This window comes from Pedococcus ginsenosidimutans (assembly GCF_039544395.1).
Taxonomy (GTDB): domain Bacteria; phylum Actinomycetota; class Actinomycetes; order Actinomycetales; family Dermatophilaceae; genus Pedococcus; species Pedococcus ginsenosidimutans.
The window spans coordinates 361,552-378,777 of the sequence record NZ_BAABLO010000001.1; the positions used below are offsets into that span (position 1 = coordinate 361,552).

Below are 17,226 nucleotides of genomic sequence, written 5' to 3' on the forward strand. Positions count from 1 at the left end.
GGGCTCACGCCTTCTTGGTGGTCGCCTTCTTGGCGGTGGTCTTCTTGGCCGTGGTCTTCTTGGTGGTCTTCTTGGCCGTGGTCTTCTTGGCGGTCTTCTTGGCCGGGGCCTTCTTCGCCGCGCGCTTGCGGGTGGTGGGGCCCTTCGCCCGCTTCTCGGCGAGCAGCTCGGCTCCGCGCTCGGGGGTGATCGACTCGGGGTCGTCGCCCTTGCGCAGCGTCGAGTTGGTCTCGCCGTCGGTGACGTAGGGGCCGAAGCGCCCGTCCTTGACCACCATCGGGCGACCCGAGACCGGGTCGTTGCCGAGCTCCTTCAGGGGCGCGGACGCCGCACGGCCCCGCTGCTTGGGCTGCGCGTAGATCGCCAGCGCCTCCTCGAGCGTGATGTCGAAGAGCTGCTGCTCGGTGGTCAGCGAGCGGGAGTCGGTGCCCTTCTTGAGGTAGGGCCCGTACCGTCCGTTCTGCGCGGTGATCTCGACCACGGTGCCGTCCTCCTCGGTCGTCGTGCCGACGACCCGGGGGAGGCTGAGCAGCTTGAGCGCGGTCTCGAGGTCCATGGTCGCGAGGTCCATGTCCTTGAACAGCGAGGCGGTGCGCGGCTTGACCTTGTTCTTGCCCTTGAGCGCCGCCGTCTCCTCGTCGAGGACCTCGGTGACGTAGGGGCCGTAGCGACCCGCCTTGGCGACGATGTCACGCCCGGTCTCGGGGTCCTGGCCGAGGACCTTGCCGTCGTCGGCCGACTGCTCGAGCAGCTCACGGGCCTTGGCCGGAGTCATCTCGTCCGGGGCCACGTCGTCGTTGATCGTCGCGCGGCGCGGGGTGGTCGAGGCGTCGTCGGTCATCTCACCGGTCGACAGGTCGACACCCTGCGGCACGGTCTCCTCGACGTACGGTCCGTAGCGCCCGACGCGCACGACGATGCCCTCGCCGATCGGGATGGTCGAGATCTCCCGGGCGTCGATCTCCCCGAGGTCCTCGACGAGCTGCTTGAGGCCGAGGTGCGAGCCGCTGGCGTCGGGCAGGCCGGGCTTGCGGCCGGCAACAGCGCCCTCGCCCTCACCGCCATCACCCTCACCGAAGTAGAACCGCTTGAGCCACTCGGCGCGCTGGGCGTCGCCACCGGCGATGCGGTCGAGGTCCTCCTCCATGGAGGCGGTGAAGTCGTAGTCGACGAGCTCGGTGAAGTGCTCCTCGAGCAGCCGGGTGACGGCGAACGCCAGCCAGGTCGGGATGAGTGCCGACCCGCGGGTGTTGACGTAGCCGCGGTCCTGGATCGTGCCGACGGTGGAGGCATAGGTCGACGGGCGACCGATTCCCTTCTCCTCCATGGCCTTCACGAGCGTGGCCTCGGTGTAGCGCGGCGGCGGGGTGGTCTCGTGGCCGTCGGCCTCGGCGCGCACCACGGTGAGGGAGACGCCCTCGCTGAGCTTGGGGAGGCGGCGCTCCTCCTCCGCCTCCGCGGCCTTGGAGGCGCGCTCCTCGTCGCGGCCCTCCTCGTACGCCGCGAGGAACCCGCGGAAGGTGATGACGGTGCCGGACGCGCTGAACTCGACGACCCTGCCGTCCTCGAGCGTGCCGCCGAGCCTGACCGTCGCGGTCGAGCCGCGGGCGTCGGCCATCTGCGAGGCGACGGTGCGCTTCCAGATCAGCTCGTACAGGGCGAACTCGTCACCACGCAGCTCGCCGGCCACCTGGGCCGGGGTGCGGAAGCGGTCACCGGCGGGACGGATGGCCTCGTGGGCCTCCTGCGCGTTCTTGACCTTCTTCTCGTAGAGGCGCGGCGACTGCGGCACGTACTCCGCGCCGTACAGGTCACGGGCCTGCTGGCGGGCCGCGGTGAGGGCGGCCTCCGACAGCGTGGTGCTGTCGGTACGCATGTAGGTGATGTAGCCGTTCTCGTAGAGGCGCTGCGCGACGCGCATGGCGTTCTTCGAGGACAGGCGCAGCTTGCGGGAGGCCTCCTGCTGCAGGGTGCTGGTCGTGAAGGGGGCGCTGGGACGCCGGGTGTACGGCTTCTCCTGGACGCTGGTCACGGCGACCTGGCAGGTGAGCACCTGGTTGGCGATGGAGGTCGCGGTGGCCTCGTCGAGGTGGACGACGGACTTGCCCTTGAGGGAGCCGTCGTCGTTGAAGTCGCGGCCCATCGCCACGCGGCTGCCGTCGACGGAGGTCAGCCGCGCGGTGAACTGGTTGGAGGCGCCGTCGGGGGTGAAGTCGCCCTCGACGTCCCAGTAGGAGGCGCGGACGAACGCCATCCGCTCGCGCTCACGCTCCACGACGATGCGGGTCGCGACGGACTGCACGCGACCGGCGGACAGGCCGGCCTTGACCTTGCGCCACAGGACCGGGCTGACCTCGTAGCCGTAGAGGCGGTCGAGGATGCGGCGGGTCTCCTGGGCGTCGACGAGTGCGACGTCGAGGTCACGGGTGTTGGTGGAGGCGCGCTGGATGGCCTCCTTGGTGATCTCGTGGAACACCATGCGCTTGACCGGGACCTTGGGCTTGAGGACCTCGAGCAGGTGCCAGGCGATCGCCTCGCCCTCGCGGTCCTCATCGGTGGCCAGGTAGAGCTCGTCGGCGTTCTTGAGGAGCCGCTTGAGCTCGGAGACCTTCTTCTTCTTGTCGCTGTCGACGACGTAGTAGGCCTCGAAGCCGTTGTCGACGTCGACCCCGAAGCGGCCGAACGGGCCCTTCTTGATCTCGGCGGGCATCTCCGACGGGGTCGGGATGTCGCGGATGTGGCCCACGGACGCCTCGACGTCCCAGTCCTTGCCCAGGTAGCCGCCGATCGTCTTCGCCTTGGCCGGCGACTCGACGATGACGAGCTTGCGCCCTTCAGTCACTTCTCTTCCTCGGTTCCTGCTCCCATGTGCTGCGGATTCGTCGCAGCGTGGACATGGCAACGCGCACGACGGTAGCCGGTCGCGTCAAGTCCTTGGCGAGAGGTCTCGTCAACAGGTCTGCCACCGACCAATTGATTGAATGTTCAAGTAGATGTATGCTCTGGTCATGAACCCGCCGTCCGTGCCCGCCCGCCAGCCCGTGCTGTACCTCAGCCACGGGGCGCCCCCGCTGGCCGACGACCCGGTGTGGACGCAGCAGCTGGCCGACTGGTCGGGCGCCTTCGGCAAGCCGGCCAACGTGCTCATGGTCTCCGCCCACTGGGAGGAGGCGCCCCTGTCGCTCAGCGCCACCTCGGGCCAGGTGCCCCTCGTCTACGACTTCTGGGGCTTCCCGCAGCGCTACTACGACGTCACGTATGCCGCCCCGGGTGCGCCAGAGCTCGCCGCCTCGGTGGAGCGGCTCGTGCACACCGCGGACAACCCCGTGCAGCGCGACGAGTCCCGCGGCCTCGACCACGGCGCCTACGTGCCTCTTGTCGAGATGTACCCCGACGCCGACGTCCCGGTGCTCCAGATGTCGATGCCGACGCTCGACCCGAGGGCGCTGTTCGAGATCGGCCGCAAGCTGGCGCCGCTGCGCGACGAGGGCACCCTCATCGTCGGCTCGGGCTTCACGACCCACAACCTGCGCTGGTTCAACCCGTCCGCCGGCCCCGACGGCACTCCCCCGGCGGCGTCCAGCGAGTTCGACCACTGGGCCGCCGAGGCCCTCGAGCGCCAGGACGTCGACGCCATCCTCGACTTCGTGCACAAGGCGCCTGCCGCGCGGGAGGCCCACCCCCGCACCGAGCACTGGGCGCCGCTCTACGTCAGCCTCGGCGCTGCGTACGAGTCCGGCTCCCTGGAGAACCAGAGCGTCATCGACGGCTTCTGGTTCGGCCTGAGCAAGCGGTCCTGGCAGTTCGCCTGACCCAGTCTCACCACTCCCCTTCCCACCCTCCCTCCTCTTGACTTTGGGTGCTGCTGCGCTCGCGTTGACGAGCGCAGCAGCACCCAATGTCCGTGTCAGCCGGCGCGGCGCAGGGTCAGCTGCCGGTATGCCGTCAGGACCTGGTCCATGAACGCCTCGGGCTGGAGGCGCAGGCCGACGAGGTCGATCGTGAGCACGAGGTCGCCGGCCGTCAACAGGTGGTTGCGGCGGAGGTTGTCCGAGGTCACGGCGAGGCCCTGCCGGTGCTGTGCCCCGTCGATCTCGACGACCAGGCCTGCCTCGTCCCAGCGGACGTCGAGGTAGATCCTTCCCTGCGGTCCGCGCCGTACGACCTGGCGGCTCGGAGTGGGCAGGCCGCGGAGCCTGCAGAAGCGGGCGAAGTCGAGCTCGCCCAGCGAGTGCGCCCCGTCCTCGAGATCCGCGACCAGCTGGCGGACCAGGGCCGTGCGGCCGTAGTGGGCGCCCGGCCAGCGCACGTGGCAGAGGTCCTTGGCGCGGACCAGTCCCTGTTGGACCGGGAGGCACAGCAGGAGCGCGGCCTGCCGGTCGGTCACAGCCCACTGCGCTGCTCGGACCGTGGCGACCGCCGGTCGGACCCGCGGAGGCCCTGGGCCCACCGAGTCGGCCTCGAGCGCGTCGCGCACCCGGTGGATGCGGACGCCCTCGATTGGACCGGGCGTGCACAGGTGGTCGACGGACACGTGCACGCGCGCCTCGTCGAAACCCTTCATCCCGGATGCGTGCAGGGCGGTGACCCCGTCGAGCACTGCGCCCTGCCCCACCTCCCACACAGCACGCCACCACTGCGCCAGGTCGGAGAGCCGGCCGGTGTGCAGCGCCACCGTCCTCGCCCCGTGCAGCCGCCACCGTTCTGCCCGCACCTCTCGCGCCACGACGTTGCGGTCTGCGCCAAGCTCGGCCAGCCGGTGACGGGACAGCACCCCACCGAACTCCTCGGCCGCCCCCACGAGGCGGGCCCGGCGCTCTCGTGGCGTCTCACCCATACCCGGCAGCGTGGATCGACCACATCACCAGCGACCACCACGTCGCCTGAGGCTGTGGACAGCCTCTGGCGAGCGGGCCGGCGGTGGACACACTCCTACAGACACACCGGAAGGCCATCCGCTGTCCACGTTTGGGTGCTGCAGCGCTTGGAAATGCGAGCGCTGCGGCACCCAAACGCCGGAGTCGTCGGGGATCGGGGGCGGGGTGGGGTCGGTGGGACCTGACAGGATGCCTGGCGTGCGCGAACTCCCGGGGTGGGTGCGGTGGCTGCTGGTCGGCCGGTTCGTCAACGCGCTCGGGTCGATGGCCTGGGTCTTCGTTCCCCTCTACCTCGTCTCGGACCGCGGCCTCGACGAGGCGACAGCCGGCTCCGTGGCCGCCGTCTGGGGCGTCGGCACGATCCTGGGCAACCTCGCCGGCGGCTCCGTGGGCGACCGCTGGGGACTACGGCCGACGCTCGCCTTCGCCTCGCTCGCCTCGGCCCTGGGCTGCGCCGTCGTCCCGATCACCCCGACGGGTGCCCTGGCGGTCGTCCTGTTCGTCATGGGAGCGCTCGGGGGTATCGGGCGGCCCGTGTCCTTCGCGCTCGTCACCAGCGCCCTCCCGAGCGAGGACCGACGCCGCGCCAGCGCCTGGATGCGGTCGGTCAACAACGCGGGCACCGTGCTCGGGCCGCCGCTCGGGGGCCTGCTGGCCGTCCACCACTTCGGCGCCGTCTTCGTCATCGACGCCCTGGCGAGCCTGCTCATGCTCGGCGTCGTCCTCCTCGTCGTCCCCGCGACCGCCCGCGCCACCGCACCCGAGGGCACGCCCACGCGGGTGCTGACCGCGCTGCGCGCCGACCCCCGGTTCGTGCTGCTGCTGCTCACGGTCGTGGTCGCCGACACGGCCTACCGCTTCGCCTACTCGGCCGTGCCCTGGCAGCTGGAGGCCCTCGGCGCCGCACCGTGGGTCTACGGCACGACGATCTCGCTCAACTGCGCGCTGATCGTGCTCTTCGAGCCCTGGCTGGCCCACCGCCTGCGGGCCCGCAGCCCCGAGCCGCTCATCGTCGCCGGGTTCGCCCTGGTCGGCCTCGGGTGGCTCGTCGTCGCGCCCTCCCCCGCGGTGGCCACCGTCCTGGCCGCCCTCGTGGTCGTCACCGCCGGCGAGATGCTCTACAAGCCCACCGCCACGGCCCACGCCGCCGACCGGGCCCCGGACGGCATGCACGGGCGCTACCAGAGCCTCTACGGCGCGGCCTCGATCGGAGGCACCGTCGTGGCGCCACCGCTGGCCGGTGCCCTCTTCAGCGCCTCCCCCCGGCTCATGTGGGTGGTGGGGGGCCTCCTCGCCCTGGCTGCCGCCGCGACCTTGGGGCTCACCGGCGCCGGCAACGACGGAGCGGTACGCCGCGTGGTGACCACGCGGCGTGCCGCTCCGTGACGTGCTGCGGGAAGGGGCTCAGTGGCCGCCGGCGCGGCGCCGCGGGGCCGGACGGGTCGGGTCGTCGCCCGCCTTCTCGACCTCCTCGGGGACGACGATCGGCTTGAGCCGCGCCCACCCCAGGAAGACCACGGCGGCGACGGCGAGCGCGAGGCCGGTCCACAGGTTGGCGTTGACCCCACCGGTCTTGTCCAGGGACTTGTCGGCGAAGAGGCCCGCGAGCAGCAGGATGACGCCGTAGGTGCCGAGGAGCAGGCCGATGATGTTGCGGATGTCGAAGGCCCCGGCCGTCTTCTTGCCGGTTCCGGTCGTCTGGTCTGGCATGGCAGCTGCTCCTAGAAGGCGAAGTTGAGGACGAGGACCATGAGCAGCGCGATACCGGCGAGCGGCATCGTCCGCTGGTACCAGGGCTGGCTGGCCTCCTCCGGGTCGACGAGGTCCTCCTTGGGCGTCTCGGAGTAGACGAGGCCCTTGAGCTCGGAGGCCGGCTTGGGCTCGGTCACCATGGTCACCAGGACGCTGACCACGATGTCGACGACGAAGGCGGTCGAGGCGGCGACGAAGCTGGCGCCCTGGCCGGACAGCGGCAGGACCCCGAGGCTGGCCGAGCCGAACGCGTCCTCGGACAGGAACGCCACGACGACCGCCGAGATCGTGCCGCTGGACAGGCCGACCCAGCCGGCGGTGGCCGTCATGCGCTTCCAGAACATCCCGAGGATGAAGGTCGCGAACAGCGGCGCGTTGAAGAACCCGAACAGCGTCTGGAGGTAGTCCATGACGTTGGAGAAGCTCGACGCGATCGTGGCGGTGAAGATCGCGATGATGGTGGCGGCCACGGTCGCGAGCCGGCCGATGCGCAGGTAGTAGTCGTCGCTGTGGTCCTTGCGGATGTAGCGCTGCCACAGGTCGTAGCTGAAGACGGTGTTGAAGGCGGAGATGTTGGCCGCCATGCCCGCCATGAACGCCGCGAGGAGTCCCGCGATGGCCAGGCCCAGCAGGCCGTTGGGGAGGATGTCACGCATCAGGAGCAGGAGCGCGTCGTTGTACTTCACACCCTCGCCGGACGCCCCACCCGCCGGGTGGCCCCCGCCCTTGAGGTCGATCATCTCCTTGACGAGGACGGCCGAGACCATGCCGGGCAGGATGACGATGAACGGCACGAACATCTTCGGGAAGGCGCCGATGATGGGCGTCTTGCGGGCCGCCGAGATGGACTTGGAGGCCATCGCGCGCTGCACCTCGACGAAGTTGGTCGTCCAGTAGCCGAACGAGAGCACGAACCCGAGGCCGAACACGATGCCGATGACCGACAGGGCACCGGAGGTGAAGCCGGACAGCGCCTGGCCGGGCCAGGACTCGAGCTGCTGGGCCGCAGGGGCGACCTTCGCGGCGGCCGGGGCCGAGTCCGCGAACGCGGCGATCTTGTCCTTGAGGCCGCCGTAGCCGCCGACGCGGTGCAGGCCGATCAGGGTGAGCGGCAGCAGCGACGCCACGATGACGAAGAACTGCAGCACCTCGTTGTAGATCGCGGCCGACAGGCCACCGAGGGTGATGTAGGAGAGCACGATCGCGGCGGCGACGATCAGTGCCACCCACAGCGGCCAGCCGAGCAGCGCGTGGACGATCGAGCCGAGCAGGTAGAGGTTGACGCCGGCGATGAGGAGCTGGGCGACCGCGAAGCTGATCGCGTTGACGAGGTGGGCCCCGGTGCCGAACCGGCGGAACATGAACTCCGGGACCGACCGCACCTTCGACCCGTAGTAGAAGGGCATCATCACGACGCCGAGGAACAGCATCGCCGGGATGGCGCCGACCCAGAAGTAGTGCACCGTCGGCAGCCCGATCTCGGCGCCGTTGGCGGACATGCCCATGATCTCGACGGCACCGAGGTTGGCCGAGATGAACGCCAGGCCCGTGACCCACGCGGGCAGCGATCGCCCGGAGAGGAAGAAGTCGATCGAGTCGGAGACTGACCGGCGCGCCAGGAACCCGATGCCCAGGACGAACCCGAAGTAGATGACGACCAGGAGGTAGTCGAGCCAGTTCGCGTCGATCAGTGGGGTGGCGGCGGGCACCGCAAGGGCAAGGTGAGACATCAGCGGCTCCTCGGTGACGTGTGGACCACGACAAACCTAGGGCGTACGGGGTGTTTAGGCACCCGGGGGGCAGGGCCTCAGGCGGCCCAGTGGGAGGGCGGCGGCAGGTCAGGGGGGAGCACGGTCGAGCCGTCGCCGAGGGCCGCACCGACCTGCGGACGGGTGAGGAACAGCGCCCCGGACAGGTCGGCACCGTGCAGCCTCGAGCCGCGCAGGTCGGCCCCGAGCAGGTCGGTGCGGTCCAGCACGCACCCTCGCAGATCGGCCCCGAGGAGCAGGGCGCCGCGCAACGTCGCCGAGCGCAGGTCGCGCACCCGCAGGTCGGCACCCACGAGGTCGGCACGCGCCAGGTCCTGGCCACCCGGCGCCCGTACGGCTGCACTCACGCGCCCGAGCAGCTCGCCGGTCCGGCCACCCAGGGAGGCGAGGTCGACGCGGGCCAGCTCGTCCGGCGCACCCCCCGCGGCCGCCTCGACCTCGGCGTCCAGGAGCTCGGCCTCGCGGCCCAGTGGGGTCCCTGCCACGAGCCTCCGCGCCTCGCCCAGGTGGCTGCGCAGCTCGTGCAGCTCGCGCACGACGGTGAACGCCGCGAACAGTGCCGGGGCGCGGTCCGGGGCAGCGCGCCAGTCCACTCCCCCGAAGGTCACCTGCGAGACGCGCTGGCCGGCTCCGAAGCAGTCGTACGCCGTGCAGCCGGCGAACCCGCGCGGGCGCAGCTCGGCGTGGATCCGGCAGCCGAACCCCTCGCCGAGGTTGGGGCACGGGGTCGCGGCCGGCTTGTCGATCGCGAAGTCCGCCGAGGCGGAGAACGCAGGGACCACGCAGCACAGCCCGGAGCAGCGGGAGCAGTCGGCGACGAGCTCGACCTCCGGGACCGCGCCCCTCGCCGTGGGCGCTGCGTCCCTCGCCGTGGGCGCTGCGCCCCTCGCCTCAGGCACGCGCTGGGGTCAGCTCGGCGGCGGGCGCCTCCCCGGTGTCGATGTCGACCGCGGCACCGCTGAACTGGGCTGCGTACAGCTCGGCGTAGGCGCCGTCGAGCGCGAGCAGCTGGTCGTGCGAGCCCTTCTCGACGATGGCCCCGTCGCGCATCACGAGGATGACGTCGGCGTCCCGGATCGTCGAGAGGCGGTGGGCGATGACGAAGCTCGTGCGGTCCTGGCGCAGCGCCGACATCGCCTGCTGCACGAGCAGCTCGGTCCGGGTGTCGACCGAGCTGGTGGCCTCGTCGAGGATCAGCAGGGCGGGGTTGGACAGGAAGGCCCGGGCGATCGTCAGCAGCTGCTTCTCGCCGGCACTGATGTTGCCGCCCTCGGCGTCCAGCACCGTGTCGTAGCCGTCGGGCAGGGAGTGCACGAACCGGTCGACGTAGGTGGCTCGCGCCGCGGCCAGCACCTCCTCCTCCGGGGCGCCCGGCTTGCCGTAGGCGATGTTGTCGCGGATGGTGCCGCCGAAGAGCCAGGTGTCCTGCAGGACCATCCCGATCTCGCTGCGCAGGGTGTGCCTCGTGAGGTCGGTGATGTCGACGCCGTCGAGCGTGATGCGCCCGCCGTCGAGCTCGTAGAACCGCATGATGAGGTTGACCAGCGTCGTCTTGCCGGCACCGGTCGGACCCACGATGGCGACCGTCTGCCCCGGCTCCACGACGAGGTCGAGGTGCTCGATGAGCGGGGACTCGGGGTCGTAGGAGAACGAGACGTCCTCGAACGCCACGCGACCGCGGGGGTTGTCCAGTGCCGTGGCCGCAGCCGGGTCGGGTCGCTGCTCGGGTGCGTCGAGCACCTCGAAGACGCGCTCGGCCGAGGCGACGCCCGACTGGAGGAGGTTGGCCATCGAGGCCACCTGGGTCAGCGGCTGGGTGAACTGGCGGGAGTACTGGATGAAGGCCTGCACGTCACCGAGGGTCATGGTGCCGCTCGCCACCCGCAGGCCGCCCACGACGGCGATGATGACGTAGTTGAGGTTCCCGATGAACATCATCGTCGGCATGATGATGCCGCTGATGAACTGGGCGCCGAACCCGGCCTCGAACAGGTCGTCGTTCTTGGCGCGGAAGGCCGCCCGCACCTCGTCCTGGCGGCCGAACACCTTCACGAGCTCGTGCCCGGTGAACGACTCCTCGACCACCGCGTTGAGCTCCCCCGTGCTCTTCCACTGCTGGATGAAGTGCTTCTGGGAGCGCTTGCCGATCGTGGCCGTGACGGCCATCGACACCGGGATCGTGACCAGCGCGATGATGGCCAGCAGCGGCGAGATGTAGATCATCATCGCCACCATCGCCACCACCGTGAGCAGCGACGTGAGCAGCTGGCTCAGGGTCTGCTGCAGGCTCTGGGCGACGTTGTCGATGTCGTTGGTGACCCGGCTGAGCAGCTCACCGCGCGGCTGGCCGTCGAAGTACGGCAGCGGCAGCCGGTTGAGCTTGTCCTCGACGTCGCGGCGCAGGGCGAAGATGGTGCGGTTCACGGCGCCCACCAGCACGTGGGACTGCGCCCACGACAGCAGGCTGGCGACGACGTAGATGCCGAGCACGAGCAGCAGCACCCGGCCGACGGCGCCGAAGTCGATGCCCTGCCCCGGGACGAGGTGGGGCAGCCCGGCGACGAGGTCGGCGAGGGTGCCCTGGCCGCCGGCGCGCAGGCTCTCCACGACCTGCTCCCGCGTGGCACCCGCCGGCAGCTTCGAGCCCACGAACCCGGCGAAGATGTAGTCGGTGGCGCGACCCAGCACCTTGGGCCCGACCGCCGTCAGCCCGACGCTGACCACTGCGAGGGCGAGCACGGCGTACAGCTGGACGCGCTCGGGTCGCAGCAGTCCGAGGAGTCGCTTGGCAGAGGGGACGAAGTTCTGGGACTTCTCCGCAGGCAGCCCAGCGCCCATCATCGGACCGTGCCGCTGCCCAGCCCGGGCCGCTGGTCCGCGGCGTGCCTCCGCCGCCTTCTCCTCGGCCGTCTTCACGCCCTCGGCAGTCATGCCGCCTCCTCCATGCTCTGCTGGGACTCGACGATCTCCAGGTAGGTGGGACAGGTCGCCAGCAGCTCGTCGTGGGTGCCGGTGCCCACGACCATGCCGTCGTCCACGACGACGATGTGGTCGGCGTCGACGATGGTCGAGACCCGCTGGGCGACGACGATGACCGTCGCCTCCCTCGTGACCGGCCGCAGCGCCGAGCGCAGCCGCGCGTCGGTGGACAGGTCCAGCGCCGACAAGCTGTCGTCGAACAGGTAGATCTCGGGCTTGGCGACCAGGGCCCGCGCGATCGCGAGCCGCTGCCGCTGGCCGCCGGAGACGTTGGTACCGCCCTGGACGATCGGCGAGTCCAGGCCCTCCGGCATGGCCCGGACGAAGTCCTCGGCCTGGGCGATGCGCAGCGCCTCCCACAGGTCGTCGTCGGTGGCGTGCTCGTCGCCGTAGCGAAGGTTCGACGCGACGGTGCCGGTGAACAGGTAGGGCTTCTGGGGCACCAGGCCGATCCGACCCCAGACGTCCTCCAGGGCCGCGTCGCGGACGTCGACGCCGCCGATGAGCACCGCGCCGCCCGTGACGTCGTAGAGCCGCGGGATGAGAGACAGCAGCGTGGACTTGCCGGCGCCCGTGCTGCCGATGATCGCCGTGGTGCGGCCCGGCTCGGCCACGAGCGAGATGCCCTGCAGCACAGGCACGTCCGCCCCGGGGTAGGTGAACAGCACGTCGCGCAGCTCGACGCCGGCGCGGCTGCGCGGGAGGGCCACGGGCTGGGCCGGCGGGACCACGGTGGAGCCGGTCTCCAGCACCTCACCGATACGCCCGGCCGAGACGGTGGCGCGCGGGATCATCATCGACATGAAGGTCGCCATCATCACCGACATGAGGATCTGCATGAGGTAGCTCATGAAGGCCGTCAGCTCACCGATCTGCATCTGCCCGCTGGCCACCCGGTGCGACCCGAACCACAGCACCGCCACGGTCGAGGAGTTGAAGATCAGCATGACGACCGGGAAGACCATGGCCATGAGCCGCCCGACCGCGAGGGCCGTGCCCGTGTACTGCGTGTTGGCCTCGGCGAAGCGCGCGCGCTCGTGGTCCTCGCGCACGAACGCCCGCACCACCCGGATGCCGGTGATCTGCTCGCGCAGCACCCGGTTGACCCAGTCGACCGACTCCTGCATGAGGCGGAACTGCGGGATCATCCGACGGATCACGAGGCTGACCGACAGCGCCAGCAGGGGGACGGCGACCGCGACGAGCCACGACAGGCCCACGTCCTCGCGCAGCGCCATGACGATGCCGCCGACCATCATGATCGGCGCCGACACCATCATCGCCGCGCCCATGAAGACGACCTGCTGCACCTGCGTCACGTCGTTGGTGTTGCGCGAGATCAGCGTCGGCGCACCGAACCGGGAGACCTCCTGGGCGGAGAAGTCACCGACCCGCGCGAAGACCTCGGCCCGCAGGTCGCGACCGAGCCCGGCCGCGGACCGCGCCCCGAGGTAGGTGGCCCAGACGGTGGCGGCGATCTGGACGAGGGACACCGCGAGCATCCAGCCACCGGTGCGCAGGATGTAGCCGGTGTCGCCCTTGGCGACGCCCTCGTCGATGATCCGGCCGTTCAGGCTCGGCAGGTAGAGCGAGGCGATGGTGCCGACGAGCTGGAGCCCGATGAGCACGGCGACCAGCCCGCGGTAGGGGCGCAGGTAGTCGCGGATGATCCTGATGAGCACTACTTCTCCCCCTGGCTGGCGCGTCCGGCGCCCTCGTGGTCGACGGGATCTGCTGTGGTGGGGCGCGCGAGCGTGCCCTCGAGGACGACGTCCACCAGCTCCTGCGCCGTGGCGCCCTGGTGGCCGAGCATCGGGTGCACGCTCGAGAGCGTGAGCATGCGCAGGTAGGTGACGACCTCGACCGGGGGCAGGCGCAGCCGGTCGGCGTCGTCGCCGACGAGGTCGACGAAGGCTGCGTCGATGGCAGAGCTCGCCTGCTCGCGCCCCGGGTGGTGGCTGCCACGGGGCCGCCGCACCGGCTCGCCCGAGGCGTGCAGCACCGACATCAGGGTGAAGATGTCGCGCAGGTAGTCCTGCATCAGGGCGACCGCCACGGCGAGCCGCTCGCGCAGGGGCAGGTCGCGGTCGACGCGGGCCAGGGCGGCCTGCAGGGCCGCGGTCTCGAACGTGTCGTGGACACAGGCGGCCACGAGCTCGCCCTTGGACTCGAAGACCCGGAAGATCGTCCCCTCCGCGACACCGGCGGCCTTGGCGATCTCCCGCGTGCTGACGGCCGACCCCTTGTCGCGCAGCAGGGGGACCGTCGCCGCGATGATGGCGGCGCGTCGGTCCTCGGGGGCCATGGCGGGGGCGCGGGGGGTCACCGCACCAGAGTAAGTGAGTGAGCACTCACTCACAACACCTTTACCGACCTGCGCGGACACCCACGGTCGGGCCGGGCGACGGGTCCCTGCTCACTCCCCGACTGCCGCGGCGACCACCGACGCCGCGACCACTGCTGCGGCGTCCGCCGGCGGCAGCACCCCGGTGTCGACCTCGAGGTCGTAGCCGATCCCCTCGTGCACGACCTCGGCCTGCGCCCGGGCCATGCCCACGGCGCGGTCCCCGCGCGCCCGCTCGCGCGCCTCGGCGACGGCGGCCTCGCACCGTACCCCGACCCACAGCACGTCGAGCCCGGCCAGCGCCTCGCGCCAGCGCTGCTGGGCCGCCGGCCCACTCAGGAAGTTGTCCTCGACCACCACCGGGACGTCGGCCGCAATGGCGGCGACCCCGCGCATCCAGGCACGTTCCACCCGGGTGAACGCCGGCCCGACGACCACCTCACCGTCCGCGCCGATGACCAGGCCGACGTCGGCCTCCTCCTCCGGGGACGGGGCCAGCGCGTCGATGAGCGTGTCGACGCCCAGGCGCAGCCAGGTGCCCGGGAGCAGGCGGACGAGCTCGCGGGCCATCGACGACTTGCCCGAGCTCGAACCCCCGTTGAGCACCACGACCTGTGTCCCCACCGACGACACCCTCAGACGAGCAGGCCGTCGGCGACGAGCCCCCGGACGAGCGGCACGAGGTCGGCGCGCAGGTCGGCGGCTGGGACCTCGAGCAGCTGGGCGATCGCGTCGACCGCGGCCACCGCCGGCAGGCTGCCGTCGCAGACGCTGACCAGGGCCGCACCGGCCGTGTCGAGCCGCACCACCCTGCGCAGCCCTCCGCCCTGCCGGAGCAGGATGACGCTGGGGTCCGGGTCGCCGGGGCGGGAGTGCCGCTCCTCGGTGACGTCCTGGGCGCAGCTCCACGCCACGGCCAGGAGCTCGTCGTCGTCGTGCTCGGCCAGCCAGGTGCGCGCCCGGATGCCGGCGAGGACGTGCGGCCCCATCGGGGAGGCGACCGGCCCGCTCACCTCGTCGAGGTCGACGAACGGCTCACGCTCCGTGGCCGGGCGCTGCAGCGTCACCACGCCGAACCCCACCGCCGTGACGTCGCGCGAGGCGAAGTCGTCGAGCCAGGCGGCATACATCGTCGCGAACTCCGCCGTGGCGCTGTGGTGGCCGCCGTCGCGGGCCCACGTCTCGGCGTACTGTGCGGGGTCCTGCACCTCGCGCTGCACCACCCAGGCGTCGAGGCCGGTGCCCTCGACCCAGCCACGGACGCGGTCGCGCCAGTCGGCGTCGCCGACGACCTCCCAGTTGCCGAGGAACTGGGCGATGCCGCCGGGTTCGAGGTGGTCACCGATGGAGCGCACCAGCCCGGCCACGACGGCGTCTCCTGCGGCGCCGCCGTCGCGGTACTCGAACAGCGGGACGTCGGGGGTGCGCGGGGTGATGACGAACGGCGGGTTGCTCACGATGAGCTCGAAGCGCCGACCGGCCACGGGGTCGAACATCGAGCCGCCGACGACCTCCCACTCGCACCGGTTGAGCGCCGCGTTGAAGCGGGCGTACCCCAGGGCTCGCTCGGAGATGTCGGTGACGGTCACGTGCTCGGCGTGGGCGCCCAGGTGCAGCGCCTGCACCCCGCACCCCGTACCGATGTCGAGGGCCCGGCCCACCTGTGGCCGGGGCGTCCACGACGCGAGGGTCGTCGAGGCGCCCCCCAGGCCCAGGACGTGGTCCTCGCGCAGCGGCTCGCGGGTGGCGAGCTCGGTGAGGTCGGAGGCCACCCACCAGTGGTGCTGCTCGTCGCCGTACGGCCGCAGGTCACAGGTGGCGACCACCCCCGGACCCTGGTCGGTGACCAGCCCCAGGCGGTGCGCGCCGTCGAGGCCGAGCGTCGGCAGCGCCAGCGCGACGTCGTCGGCGTCGACCGCGTCGCCGAGGACGAACAGCCGCACGAGGGTCGCGACCGGGGTGCCGGCATCGGCCGTGGCCCGCTGCGCCGGCAGCGCCTGCTCCCGGCCGAGGGCGGCGTTGGCGAGCGGGCCGATGAGCGCGTCGACGCCGTCGAGGGTGTAGTGCGCGTGCTCGAGGTCGGCGCGCAGCCGGGACACGAGCTCGGGGTCGGCCCCCGGAGGAGGGGTGGAGGTCATCGGTGCCGTCATCCCGGGGTCAGCCGTCGAGCAGTCCGCCGAGGTTGAACCCTCCGCCACCGCCGCTGCCCTGGCTCGGCGGGGGCGTCCACTCGCTGGGCTGCACGATGACGAAGCCCTGGCCGTGGAAAGCGTACTGGAAGGCCTCGCCCGAGCCGCCGCGCAGCATCGAGCGGACGTTCATGCTCGACACGACCTGCGGCACGAGGTTCGCCGACCACCCGACGCACGCCTGGACGTCGACGAACGTCGGCTGCGTGCTGCAGTCGAGGATGACCGGCTGGCCGACGGTGTGGATGGCCACGGTGCCGGTGCCCTGCAGGGTCGTGTTGAACAGGCCACCACTGAGCATGCCCGCGCCCTGCACGCGCTTGATGTCCCAGGCCACGGAGGAGTCGAACGCCAGCAGGTTGCGCGCGTTGACGCTCAGGGCGTCGCCGGTGAGGTCGACGAGGAACACGAACCCGGCCTCGGACGCGAAGAAGACGTCGCCCTCGCCGGACACCCGCATGAGCGAGACGTCCTCGCCGGTGACGACCTTCTTGAAGAGCTTGCCGACGCTGCCGGCCTTCTCGTGGTCGAAGCGGATGTTGCCCTGGTAGGACACCATCGCGCCCTTGACGGCCAGGACGTCACCACCGAGGTGGACGCGCAGCATCTGGGGGTTCTGGAGGGCGAAGCGCTGCTCCGCCTGGACCTCGAGGTTCGCCTGCTCGAACAGTGGGCTCTGCATGGGCACAGCGTATGCCGCGCCGGTCCGCCTGCCGTTCCCGCGCGCGGCCTAGGACGAGGGCGGCCTAGGACCAGGGCGGCCTAGGACGAGGACGGCCCGGTGGGGATGCGGTAGGTCAACCACGGCGAGCGGTCACCGCCCATGCTGTCGTAGAGCCGCTGCGCGACGGTGTTGTCCGGCGCCGTCTGCCACTGCAGCCAGCGACAGCCGCGGTCGGCGGCGAGCGCCCGGCACGCCACCAGCAGTGCGCGCCCGACGCCGAGGCTGCGGGCGTCCGGACGCACGAACAGGTCCTCCATCACCGCCAGCGGCAGGCCGAGGGTGGTGTCCCAGCTCCACAGCACCGTCGCGTGCCCGACCACCTCGCCGGCCCCGTCACGGGCGAGGAGCTGGGTGCCGGCACCGGTGGCGACGAACGCCGAGGCCATCGCCACCAGGTCGTCGGGGTCCGGGTCCTCGCCGTAGAACCTCGCGTACGCGAGCAGCGACGGGGCGAGGTCGAGGATGTCCGCCTCGCCGACCTCGGTGACGGTCGGCCCGGGTGCGGTGTCCATCCCCGGAGCGTACGGGTCGCGCCCCTCACCTCCCAGGGCTCGTGCGGAACGACGAACGGCCGGCCCCTTCGCAGGGACCG

At 71.4% G+C, this 17,226-nt stretch carries 14 protein-coding genes; 2 read left to right on the forward strand and 12 right to left on the reverse strand.

What is annotated here, in order from left to right; translation table 11 throughout:
* Positions 1 to 4 precede the first annotated feature (4 nt).
* On the reverse strand, positions 5 to 2,842 hold the full coding sequence (gene topA / locus ABEA42_RS01815) for a type I DNA topoisomerase (RefSeq protein WP_345500749.1): 2,838 nt from the start codon (positions 2,840 to 2,842) through the stop codon (positions 5 to 7).
* Positions 2,843 to 3,008: 166 nt separating this feature from the next.
* Between topA and ABEA42_RS01820 the strand changes: the two genes are divergently transcribed.
* Positions 3,009 to 3,812: a dioxygenase family protein gene (locus tag ABEA42_RS01820; RefSeq protein ID WP_345500750.1), complete on the forward strand. Its 804-nt coding sequence runs from the start codon at positions 3,009 to 3,011 to the stop codon at positions 3,810 to 3,812.
* 95 nt (positions 3,813 to 3,907) lie between these two features.
* On the opposite strand, the gene ABEA42_RS01825 is transcribed toward ABEA42_RS01820, so the two are convergent.
* Positions 3,908 to 4,837: a hypothetical protein gene (locus ABEA42_RS01825; RefSeq protein WP_345500751.1), complete on the reverse strand. Its 930-nt coding sequence runs from the start codon at positions 4,835 to 4,837 to the stop codon at positions 3,908 to 3,910.
* A 238-nt stretch (positions 4,838 to 5,075) separates the two neighbouring features.
* Between ABEA42_RS01825 and ABEA42_RS01830 the strand changes: the two genes are divergently transcribed.
* Positions 5,076 to 6,263, forward strand: coding sequence for an MFS transporter (locus ABEA42_RS01830; protein ID WP_345500753.1), 1,188 nt, complete (start codon positions 5,076 to 5,078; stop codon positions 6,261 to 6,263).
* A gap of 18 nt (positions 6,264 to 6,281) precedes the next feature.
* On the opposite strand, the gene ABEA42_RS01835 is transcribed toward ABEA42_RS01830, so the two are convergent.
* The 10 genes from ABEA42_RS01835 to ABEA42_RS01880 all read right to left on the reverse strand — a co-directional run bounded on the left by ABEA42_RS01835 (position 6,282) and on the right by ABEA42_RS01880 (position 17,146).
* Entirely contained in the window at positions 6,282 to 6,587 is a 306-nt protein-coding gene (locus ABEA42_RS01835) for a hypothetical protein (protein ID WP_345500755.1), read from the reverse strand.
* Between the two features lie 11 nt (positions 6,588 to 6,598).
* The gene (locus tag ABEA42_RS01840) at positions 6,599 to 8,359 is read right to left on the reverse strand and encodes a sodium:solute symporter family protein (protein WP_345500757.1); all 1,761 of its coding nucleotides are present in this window, start codon (positions 8,357 to 8,359) and stop codon (positions 6,599 to 6,601) included.
* A 77-nt stretch (positions 8,360 to 8,436) separates the two neighbouring features.
* Entirely contained in the window at positions 8,437 to 9,297 is an 861-nt protein-coding gene (locus ABEA42_RS01845; protein ID WP_345500758.1) for a pentapeptide repeat-containing protein, read from the reverse strand.
* The gene (locus ABEA42_RS01850; protein ID WP_345500760.1) at positions 9,290 to 11,329 is read right to left on the reverse strand and encodes an ABC transporter ATP-binding protein; all 2,040 of its coding nucleotides are present in this window, start codon (positions 11,327 to 11,329) and stop codon (positions 9,290 to 9,292) included. The genes ABEA42_RS01845 and ABEA42_RS01850 overlap by 8 nt, the downstream gene beginning before the upstream one ends.
* The gene (locus tag ABEA42_RS01855; RefSeq protein ID WP_345500762.1) at positions 11,326 to 13,059 is read right to left on the reverse strand and encodes an ABC transporter ATP-binding protein; all 1,734 of its coding nucleotides are present in this window, start codon (positions 13,057 to 13,059) and stop codon (positions 11,326 to 11,328) included. Before ABEA42_RS01855 ends, ABEA42_RS01850 begins: the two co-directional genes overlap by 4 nt.
* On the reverse strand, positions 13,059 to 13,703 hold the full coding sequence (locus ABEA42_RS01860; protein ID WP_345500764.1) for a TetR/AcrR family transcriptional regulator: 645 nt from the start codon (positions 13,701 to 13,703) through the stop codon (positions 13,059 to 13,061). The genes ABEA42_RS01855 and ABEA42_RS01860 overlap by 1 nt, the downstream gene beginning before the upstream one ends.
* 90 nt (positions 13,704 to 13,793) lie before the next feature.
* A complete protein-coding gene (locus ABEA42_RS01865) occupies positions 13,794 to 14,345 on the reverse strand; it encodes a phosphotransferase-like protein (protein WP_345500766.1) in 552 nt (183 codons plus the stop codon).
* 11 nt (positions 14,346 to 14,356) lie between these two features.
* Entirely contained in the window at positions 14,357 to 15,859 is a 1,503-nt protein-coding gene (locus tag ABEA42_RS01870) for a DUF7059 domain-containing protein (protein WP_345500767.1), read from the reverse strand.
* A gap of 19 nt (positions 15,860 to 15,878) precedes the next feature.
* The gene (locus ABEA42_RS01875; RefSeq protein WP_345500768.1) at positions 15,879 to 16,592 is read right to left on the reverse strand and encodes an AIM24 family protein; all 714 of its coding nucleotides are present in this window, start codon (positions 16,590 to 16,592) and stop codon (positions 15,879 to 15,881) included.
* 80 nt (positions 16,593 to 16,672) lie between these two features.
* Positions 16,673 to 17,146: a GNAT family N-acetyltransferase gene (locus tag ABEA42_RS01880; RefSeq protein WP_345500769.1), complete on the reverse strand. Its 474-nt coding sequence runs from the start codon at positions 17,144 to 17,146 to the stop codon at positions 16,673 to 16,675.
* Positions 17,147 to 17,226 lie beyond the last annotated feature (80 nt).